8 protein-coding genes and 1 pseudogene are annotated in these 9017 nt (G+C 53.9%); 5 read left to right on the top strand and 4 right to left on the bottom strand.

What is annotated here, in order from left to right; genetic code table 11:
• Both LC354_RS24660 and thyX read right to left on the bottom strand, forming a co-directional pair.
• Positions 1–822, bottom strand: an 822-nt coding sequence (locus LC354_RS24660; RefSeq protein WP_223428627.1) for an ATP-binding protein, incomplete at its 3' end; no start/stop codon positions are given.
• On the bottom strand, positions 819–1727 hold the full coding sequence (thyX, locus tag LC354_RS24655) for an FAD-dependent thymidylate synthase (RefSeq protein WP_223428626.1): 909 nt from the start codon (positions 1725–1727) through the stop codon (positions 819–821). The genes LC354_RS24660 and thyX, both read right to left, overlap by 4 nt.
• Positions 1728–2155: 428 nt before the next feature.
• Here thyX and LC354_RS24650 point away from each other — a divergent pair, with 428 nt between their 5' ends.
• Genes LC354_RS24650 through LC354_RS24640 form a run of 3 tightly spaced genes read left to right on the top strand, consistent with a single transcriptional unit; the run spans position 2156 to position 4055 of the window.
• Entirely contained in the window at positions 2156–2584 is a 429-nt protein-coding gene (locus tag LC354_RS24650; protein WP_223428625.1) for a VOC family protein, read from the top strand.
• Positions 2578–3282 carry a DUF1194 domain-containing protein gene (locus tag LC354_RS24645; RefSeq protein WP_223428624.1) on the top strand — a complete coding sequence of 235 codons (705 nt, stop codon included), beginning with the start codon at positions 2578–2580 and terminating at the stop codon, positions 3280–3282. Before LC354_RS24650 ends, LC354_RS24645 begins: the two co-directional genes overlap by 7 nt.
• Positions 3279–4055, top strand: coding sequence for a DUF1194 domain-containing protein (locus LC354_RS24640; RefSeq protein WP_223428623.1), 777 nt, complete (start codon positions 3279–3281; stop codon positions 4053–4055). Before LC354_RS24645 ends, LC354_RS24640 begins: the two co-directional genes overlap by 4 nt.
• 256 nt (positions 4056–4311) lie before the next feature.
• Here the strand turns inward: LC354_RS24640 and LC354_RS24635 are convergent, their stop codons facing one another.
• On the bottom strand, positions 4312–5010 hold the full coding sequence (locus LC354_RS24635) for a recombinase family protein (protein WP_223428622.1): 699 nt from the start codon (positions 5008–5010) through the stop codon (positions 4312–4314).
• A 475-nt stretch (positions 5011–5485) separates the two neighbouring features.
• Between LC354_RS24635 and LC354_RS24630 the strand changes: the two genes are divergently transcribed.
• Positions 5486–7246 (top strand): hypothetical protein, encoded by a 1761-nt coding sequence (locus LC354_RS24630; protein ID WP_223428621.1) that lies wholly within the window; start codon positions 5486–5488, stop codon positions 7244–7246.
• A gap of 352 nt (positions 7247–7598) precedes the next feature.
• Here the strand turns inward: LC354_RS24630 and LC354_RS24625 are convergent, their stop codons facing one another.
• A complete protein-coding gene (locus LC354_RS24625; RefSeq protein ID WP_223428620.1) occupies positions 7599–8339 on the bottom strand; it encodes a M23 family metallopeptidase in 741 nt (246 codons plus the stop codon).
• 353 nt (positions 8340–8692) lie between these two features.
• On the opposite strand from LC354_RS24625, the pseudogene LC354_RS24620 reads away from it, so the two are divergent.
• Positions 8693–8824, top strand: a pseudogene (locus tag LC354_RS24620) (transposase); the annotation flags it as partial.
• Between the last annotated feature and the right edge of the window lie 193 nt (positions 8825–9017).

Below are 9017 nucleotides of genomic sequence, written 5' to 3'. Positions count from 1 at the left end.
GAGGTAAAAGATACTTGATCCGCAGGCCTGATCAGGCGATCTTCGCGTCAGATGGCAGGCCACTTGGGGAATGTCGGCTAGGCCAAAGTTATGCATTATTGATCGAGCGGTTTGCCATATTTGGTCGTCGAGCATTGGCGTCAATTCGACAGCAGTCAGATAACGACCAACTGATCCATGTGCTCCCACCAGTGATTTAAAATCGGATGCTACACCACAAAAAATTAGCTTTACTGCGACGTCGTCAACAGACAATTGCTTCGCAAGATCAGTAAAAAATGTAATAGTTTCTCTATTTTTTAGCTTATCAAACTCGTCTATAACTATCGCAGTCTTCTTTCCTAATTCATAGTCCGGTGGAAACAACAGGTTTAACAAATCCGACGCTTGGTTCACCGAATTAAGAACTAAATCACCGGTTTGGTTTCCAATTCCAGTCTCAACACTGAAGCCGTAACCTGCCAGCTTGATCTTAATAGTTTTGTCCTTAAAAAAACTCGAATTAAGGGCTGATTGCCGGCGCACAATATCTTCAAATAATTGGACTATTGTTGAATTTGCTTCGCACGCAACGACAGGGCCAACTGAAACAGTTTCTGGATAGGCATGGCATGCGCTATGCGCTAAAGAAGTCTTTCCAACCCCGCGAAGTCCCCAAATGAATGGATTTGAACCTTCTCTTTCAAATGCTGTACGGAGACGCTTTAGCGGTCCTTCCCTGCCGATCAACTGTTCAGGCTGCGAAATTTCTGTCGATGGATGAACGAACTGTTTCTTTAGTTCTATGAACTCGCGCCGCTCCAAATTGCCTAATTTCTTCATCTCCCAATCACCCCCATAAACTCCCGCCATTCCCCCTTCGACATCCCGCTTGTCTCTTGCGTCACCTCTTCGCCTTTCAGCATGCGGCGCAGGCACTCGACCCCTTTGCCGGAAAGCTGGGCGCCGCCCATGCGGTAATCCTCGAAGGCGCCGTAGGCGGCGGGGACCCAGTCTTTGACCAGCTCGCAGATCGCATCCGCATAGACCCGGATTTCGTATTGGGCGTGGCTGTCGGCGCGCAGGCGCAGGAAGTGGAAGAGATTGTGCAGGTCCACTTTCCAGTACCATTGGGTGTAGATGTTGGCGGGCAGGTTCATGCGCGCCAGTTCGCGGGCGAGGCCCTGTTGGCCGTCATCCGAGATCATTTCCTGGTAGTGGTCATAGGCGCGGGTGCTGTCGGATTTGAGGATTTCGAGGACGCGGGCGGCCTCGGCCCCCTCAAGCGTGGCCCCCCTGCCCTGATTGTTGACCACGGATTGCGCGTTGAGCGCGTCGGGTTCGGGTATGTAGAATTCGCGGTCCAGGATCGAATAGCGGGCGGAGTATTCGTTGACGTTGGCGGTGCGGTGGCGGATCCACTGGCGGGCGACAAAGACGGGCAGTTTGACGTGCAGTTTGATCTCGCACATCTCGAAGGGGGTCGAGTGCCAGTGGCGCATGAGATAGCGGATCAGCCCTTCGTCATTCTGGACCGATTTGGTGCCCTTGCCATAAGAGACGCGGGCGGCCTGACAGATCGCCGCATCGTCGCCCATGTAGTCGATGACGCGCACAAAACCATGGTCGAGCACGGGGTGGGCCTTGTAGAGATGCGCCTCCATCCCCGGAACGGTGGCGCGCAGGGTCGGTTGCGGATTGGCCCGCTGGGCGTCGATTTCGGCAAGCTGTTCGGGGCTGAGCGGCATGGGGCGGGTCCTTATCCACAGAATCTATCAGGGTCATAGCTTATATGGTGGATGGCCTGCTGAGAACCGCAATATAGAGATTGATTTGCTGGATCCTATTGCGGCGTGGGATTTTACATATGCCGGGTCGGCGCGGCCTGCGGAGGTTTGCACCCGGCGCAGAAACGTTCCGCCGTGCGAGCACTGTCCCTGCGGGCCACATCCGGGACGGTGGGCATATGGCCCATCGGGGTCAGCCGGTGAAGCGGGATCACGCTTTCGACATTTTTGCTGCTAAAGGATTTTGACACCCACGGCTTTGCACCTAAGGTTAAAGAGCGTGAAAGTCGGACGACTTCGGATATCGAAGGGTTCATGACTTAAAGTATCGGCGTGCGCATCGGGTTTGCACCCGTGTTCCCGCCCCAGGCAACCAAAGGACACCAAGAATGCCTCTCACCTACCTGCACACGATGGTTCGCGTCAAAGATCTGGACGCCTCCATCGCGTTTTACAAATTGCTCGGCCTTGAAGAAACCCGCCGTATGGAGAGCGAGAAGGGTCGGTTTTCCCTGATCTTCATGGCGCCTCCCGGTCAGGAGGAGTGCCCGATCGAGCTGACCTATAATTGGGATGGCGACGAGGGATTGCCCAGCGACAGCCGTCATTTCGGCCACCTGGCCTACCGTGTCGACAATATCTACGAGACCTGCCAGCACCTGATGGACAATGGGGTGACCATCAACAGGCCGCCCCGCGACGGCCATATGGCCTTTGTCCGTTCGCCGGACAACATCTCGATTGAGTTGTTGCAGGCGGGTGACAACCTGGCTCCGGCGGAGCCTTGGGCGAGCATGGAAAACACCGGCTCTTGGTAAGAGCGGCGGTCCTTCTGACGGCCATATGCGCGGCCTCCCCGGCGGCGGCATGCCGTTTGGCACTGCTGCTGGCGCTCGACGTGTCGTCCTCCGTGGATGCGACCGAAGATGAATTGCAGCGGGGCGGACTGGTGTCCGCCCTGACCGCCCCCGAAGTCCGGGCGGCCTTTTTCGCGTCAGACGATCCGGTGGCGTTGGCCGTTTATGAGTGGTCAGGCCGCTACAATCAGGAAATTCTCTTGGACTGGATCCTGATCGACAGCCCGGCGGCCTTGCTGTCTGCGGCAGAGGTCATCGCCGCCAGCACCCGCAGCCACAATGAGTTCCCCACCGCCATGGGCTATGCGCTGGGATACGGGGCCAAGATGCTGGCCCGCGCGCCCGTGTGCCTCAACCAGACGCTGGACATGGCCGGGGATGGGCAGAACAACGAAGGTTTTGGACCGCAACTGGCCTATCGTGAATTTCCTTTCGCGGGCGTGACGGTGAACGGTCTGGTGGTCAACGCGGCGGAATTTGCATCCGAAACCGAGCTGGTCGCGTTTTACCAGAACGAGGTGCTGTGGGGGGCCGGCGCATTCATGGAAGTGGCGCAGGGCTTTGAAGACTACGAAAACGCGATGCGCCGCAAGTTGGAACGCGAGCTGACGCCGCCTATCGTCGGGGCGCTGTCCTTGCATTCGGAAAGAGCGGGATGAGCGCGCTCCCGTCATCGCTGCGTCCTCTGGCGGTGGCGTCGGTGGTGATCGGAGTGTTTGCAGGCACTGCGATGGCCGAATGCCGACAGGCTCTGGCGATGGGATTGGACGTTTCGGGATCCGTCGACGCCCGTGAGTACCGATTGCAGATGGACGGCTTGGCGGCGGCGTTGAATTCACCCAAAGTACGGCAAGCGTTGACCATCATGCCCGCCGCACCGGTTGATTTGCTGGTCTATGAATGGAGCGGCCCGGAAGATCAGGCCGTTATCCTGCCCTGGACGACCGTCGTGGACGAAGCCACGTTGGACGGCATCATTGCGCATCTGAAAGCGACAGAGCGGCGGCAGGCCACACCCGGGACGGCCCTGGGGCTGGCGATGCGCGAGGGCGTTTCGCATCTGGCGACCCGCGCCCATTGTTGGAAACGCACCCTTGATCTGTCAGGCGACGGCAAGTCCAACCTTGGCCCCCGTCCGGTGGATGTCAAACCGGAAATCGAGGGGACAGGCATCACCATCAACGCACTTGTCGTGGGTGCGGATGCGCCGTCCTTTGGCGACGTGCGTCAGGCGGAGATCGGGGCCTTGGGACGATATTTCCAGGCCAATGTCATTGTCGGCTCCGGCAGTTTTGTCGAATTTGCCCTAGGGTTCGAGGACTACGCCAAAGCAATGGCGCGCAAACTGGAGCGGGAACTGGAAACACTGATGTTTTCGCGCAATGCCCCGCGCCTGCGCAAAATACGCAGCCTCAACAACCCGGATCAGTAGATATAGCGGGTCGGTCAAATTCTTATATAATGCAATATTTTCAGTAACTTACAAAAAGCCATAGTGTCATCGCAATGTTCAACAATAGTGTCCATTCGGTTCTAATTTTTTTGTTGAATATGGATTTTCTTATCTCAGAGATTGAGGTGGTTATGCAGCAGAAAACGAATCCTTGACGACTCTTTCAGAGGGTCCCACGACAAAAAAGACAGCATTGTCTGACCAACAAAGAAACAATGATGAAAATGCCTGAACCTCACCAACGGGCCTTCATTCTCTGAACTGTTGTCACTTGCCAAACTGTTGAACGCCCAGAAGGTGTTTGCACCCCACGGTCAGTTAGGAACTTAGCAAGAGACTTGGCAGAGGCATCAGGGGACAGACCACAATCAACAATGAACTGCTTCATCTTGTTGGCTACATCATCAGCTTTAGCCTTCTTACCCTGAGCGGCCTTCAAACAGTCCTCACGCGTTCCTGTGCGTCCTACAAACTTCGTCTTATCATCCTTGCTATACGCACCAAGCACCTGACCACGCGCTTTTGCAGCTACTAAAGCGGCCTTTGTACGGTCACTGATAGCCCTTGCTTCATTCTCAGCTACCAAGGCAAGGATACCCACTGTCAGCTCATTAGCGGAAGGATTATCAGCTGCGACGAACTTGATACCTGACTTTTTCAGACCAAGCAGGAAGTGAGCGTCTCTTGAGAGCCTATCAAACTTGGCAACAACAAGAGTTGCGTCGATTGCATTACAAAGACGTATAGCCTTCTCAAGTGCAGGACGTTCATTCTTACGCCCAGACTCCACTTCAACGACTTCCTCCACCAAGTTCCAGTCACCACCGTTAAGATATTGAGCAACAGCCTCACGTTGCGCTTCCATGCCAAGACCTGAACTTGCTTGCTTGTTTGTCGATACGCGAAGGTACGAGACGAATTTACCGCTAGCCATGCTTAAAACTCCAAAGGGTTACATATCTTGAATCGTTTGTATCATGATTCGTAACCTACCGATAGAGGCAATGATGGTTGAAGCTACTTACCGACAGAACATGTCTTCGCTTCTGACTAAGAATAACAGCGATATTAGCGGCCTTCTCCGAGTGCTGGGCTAGGGCAGTGGCCTAATCAGTTTCCACACGCAAAATTGCGCATCTAAACCACCAGCACCCCCGCAGTGGGAATTAAGGGGCAGTGGGAATTAGGTGTTCAATGATACAGCGAACGGCAGGTCTGAGCCAAAGTGTCGAATGCTGCATCATGTATGTTTTAACACATAAAGTAGGAAGCTGACCTTGACCGTCGAAGGACGATTAAAGAAATCCTTGGTTCTTGCGACCCAAGATACCCTGACTTATCATGCTGTATGAGAGAGATAAAACTGTAGGGATATTCTCGTCCACAGCACAAAGTGGAGCTCAAGGTAAATGAAAACAAAGAGGCAGCTTACAGAGGCAGGGCACAAGAGGATTGTGGAGGCCAACTTTAAAAGATGGTTGAAGCGGGCGGGCGAACGCCATGGGGATCGTTTCGACTACTCTAGCGCAGCTGAGGCCTTCGAAACCTCCAAGCGGCCCAAAGTGCCCATCAACTGCCCGGAACACGGCGGTTTCATGGTTGCCCCCGGTTCGCACGTAACGAACGATTCTGGCGGCTGCCCTGATTGTGCTTCAGAGTTGAGGTCTAAGCTTAAGAGCCAGATGTATCTTGAGCGGTACCACGAATGGCTTGCAGATAGTTTGCCAGAGAACGTTGAAGTCGTTGGGGAATTCAAAGGTCCAAATGCGCCGCTGCATTTAATGTGCAAAAAGCACGGCACCATTAAGACGACCAAGGCTGTCTACCTAAAAAACAATAAGTCTCACGGATGCGACGCATGCGCTCGTAATGCAACCATAGCATCAAGACACCTCGCTCTAGACGATCTCCGCGACGAATTGGCTGATGATCTACCAAACCACATCCACCTACTGGGCTTGCGTCGTGGTGAGTCTGGAACCCGCCTTCAAATGAAGTGCGATCGTCACGGGGAATTCGAGACCACCAAAGGTTCGGCAATGGGTGCTGTATATTATTGCCATGAGTGCGCCCGCGAAATGGCAGGATACGCAAACCACAGGTTAATGAGACTTATAGAAACCGGTGAAGCGGGTGTGCCGACAGAAATTGGCGTGATGATCGTCAAAGTTTTTGAAATCTCAGCGGTCAAGGTCGGTGTGACGACGAGATCGCTCACCGAACGGTACGCTTGGTATCTGACTGAGGTTGCTTGGAGCGCAATACTCTCCGAGCGGGACGCCTACGTCCTTGAAGCCCGTATTCATCGCCTTTGTCGCGATTGGTACGACCCACGGATTTTCTACGCAGGCATGCGCAATGGCAAACGATGGGGGGGAGACACTGAAATCTATTATCTCGAGCGAGCTCAAAGCATCGTGGAGACCGCAAAATGTCAGTTACAGATCTTGCTAGAGGAGGAAGTCGATTATCAACGAGAACTTGGGGTAATGGACACCGAAATAGTTGAAAGGGACAGTATTGATGTTTCCCGGCCAAAGGACCTAACGAACCTTCCGGTGGCCGTCGTGGGGGTGGATCCCGTCACTTTGGAAATTGTTCATGAGTTTGAGAGCTTAGCGGATGCTACCCGTGCAGGCTTCAGAAATGTCTCATTGGTGATTGATCCAAACAGTTCCAGCACAACATCGAACGGGCTGCGTTTTTTTCGCAAGGACAAGTTTGATCCATCCTCAATCGAACCACTTACTAGAGTGCAGCACGGATACCCTGTTCGTTGTATTGAACGTGACGAGCACTTTTGGAACGCGACAGATGCGGCGTCCATCATGATTTCTCGGGGATTGAGCGTTAGTCCAAGCCATATCAATTCGGTCTGCAATGGAAAGCGTTCGGGAGCAGGAGGTTACACTTGGGAACGTTCCGAGCTAAGCGAAGAAGGCATTGCTTCCTACAACGAACAACATGCTAAGGATGTTGCGCCCAAAACCCCACCAAATGCTCGCAAGTGCGTCCGAGCCTTCGTAGCAGAAACCGGGCAATATGTTGGCGAATATCCGTCTAGAACGGCAGCCGCTGACGCTCTTGGTTTATCTCACGCGGGGGTGATTACGACTGCCATCAAGCACAGATCTGGTGTCGCAAACGGCTATCGATTCGAAGAAGCTTGACCACTTTGTAAATAAGCGCGTGGCAAACGTTTGTCAGCGAGTTCGTTATTTCAGCGATCACGATGGATGTGCCCCATGAAAAAAATCATAGACAGCCAATAAAACGGCCATCTGATCAAGGTCAACCACACCAGCCCCCCCCCGACACAGGGGAATCGCGTTTGGGCTTATTTCGTCGCATCAAGATCGAAAATCATCAAAACCTCACCACTAATTTGACGAGAGACCCGAGAAGCTCTTCTTCAGCTCACCCTCTCGTCTCTCAGATTTCCAAACGCGATTGCCGTGCCCCTCGTAGTTGCACTGATCCCCTATTGCCCAGATCTCTATCCAATTTAACAACCGGATGTTTCTAACAAGGTACTGGGGACACGATACGCCCATTGGGCAATGCCTTTGATTTATCAAAGCACGACACAATCCCCGGTCCATCCCGCCAAAAGAAGTTTGGATCCAAATGGCATGTTGCCGCTTCTTCGCACCATCTAACTGCGAAGTGAACGTGTGGTTTCGAACCTATGTTTGGACGCTCCGCCTTTTGGACATGGCCAATCAATTGTCCAACTTGCACCCGATGGCCGCGTTTCAATCCAAGCACAGGGACAATGTGCACCATTTCGACAAAGACTTGTGATTGCGCGATACCGGGACGCGGTTTAACAGCAAAACCCGTGGTAATAGCGACGACACCTCCATAACTTTTGTTATCTTGCTCAACCCAACGAACCGTCCCGTTGACTGGCGAGAAAACTGGCGTCCCTGCCCGCTTGCAAAAATCAATACCCTCGTGACTGGTAATAGTTCTAGTCGGCTCGATCAGGTGATAACGTCTTCCATTTCGAAATCTTGTTTTCCCATAGTCCAAGCAAATTCCAGCTTTCCGCGAGTTTCTTTTCGCTCCATGAACGGCGGGTTTCCCGTCTGAATTGACCAACGCAGCTTCGGCTTCGGCTTCGGCTTCGGCTTCGGCTTCGGCTTCGGCTTCGGCTTCGGCTTCGGCTTCGGCTTCGGCGGAAGTAGCTGAAACGGTCAAAAACGAAGCAATAATAAATGCAATTTGCGCAAAATACACCACTTTAAAGAGAATACTCATTCTGTTTTCTTATCGCACACATGTTCATCCGACATTCCCCAAGTGGCCTGCCGCTTGACGTCAACTTTGCCTGATCTTGCCGCCTGATCAAGTGTTTCGTGCTCCCAAGCCCTGCTGCAATCGTCAGAGCGCCCGAATGTGGGATGATTGGACCGCAAACCCGGGCGATCCCTGCACGGCGGCCCCGTTCTTCAGCACGGCGGACAAACCTGTCCCGCCGCGTTCGTTGAGTTTGAGTTGGGAACGCTGTCACGCGCATAGTGGTGGCACCCGCCGTCGGTGGATGGTGGCAAGGATGGCCCTTACCATTGGGCCTGTGACGGCGACCTCAGCCATATGGAAGGTGATGGCGCGGGCGTGACTTCGCCGCCTGGCTCGGGCTGGTGCCACGACAGATGTCGTCCGGCGGCAAGGAGCGTCTTGGGCGCATTTCTAAGGCGGGGCAATCGGACATCCGGCGTCTGTTGATCATCGGCGCGATGTCGCGACTGAACTGGATGGGGCCACGAAGACCGATGCACAGGTCTCGGTAAAATCCTTCGCCACCTGGTACAACACCGAACACCTCCACAGCGCGATCCGCTTCGTCACCCCCAACACGCAGGGGAATCGCGTTTGGAACTGAAGGCGTGAACGGTCACTCTTGCCTGTGAGGGCGAGATGGATTCTGAAGTGGGG

The sequence above is a fragment of the Tateyamaria pelophila genome, from assembly GCF_019966495.1.
Taxonomy (GTDB): Bacteria; Pseudomonadota; Alphaproteobacteria; order Rhodobacterales; family Rhodobacteraceae; genus Tateyamaria; species Tateyamaria pelophila.
The sequence above is the reverse complement of the archived record's forward strand: the minus strand, read 5'-3'. Positions and strand labels throughout refer to the sequence as shown.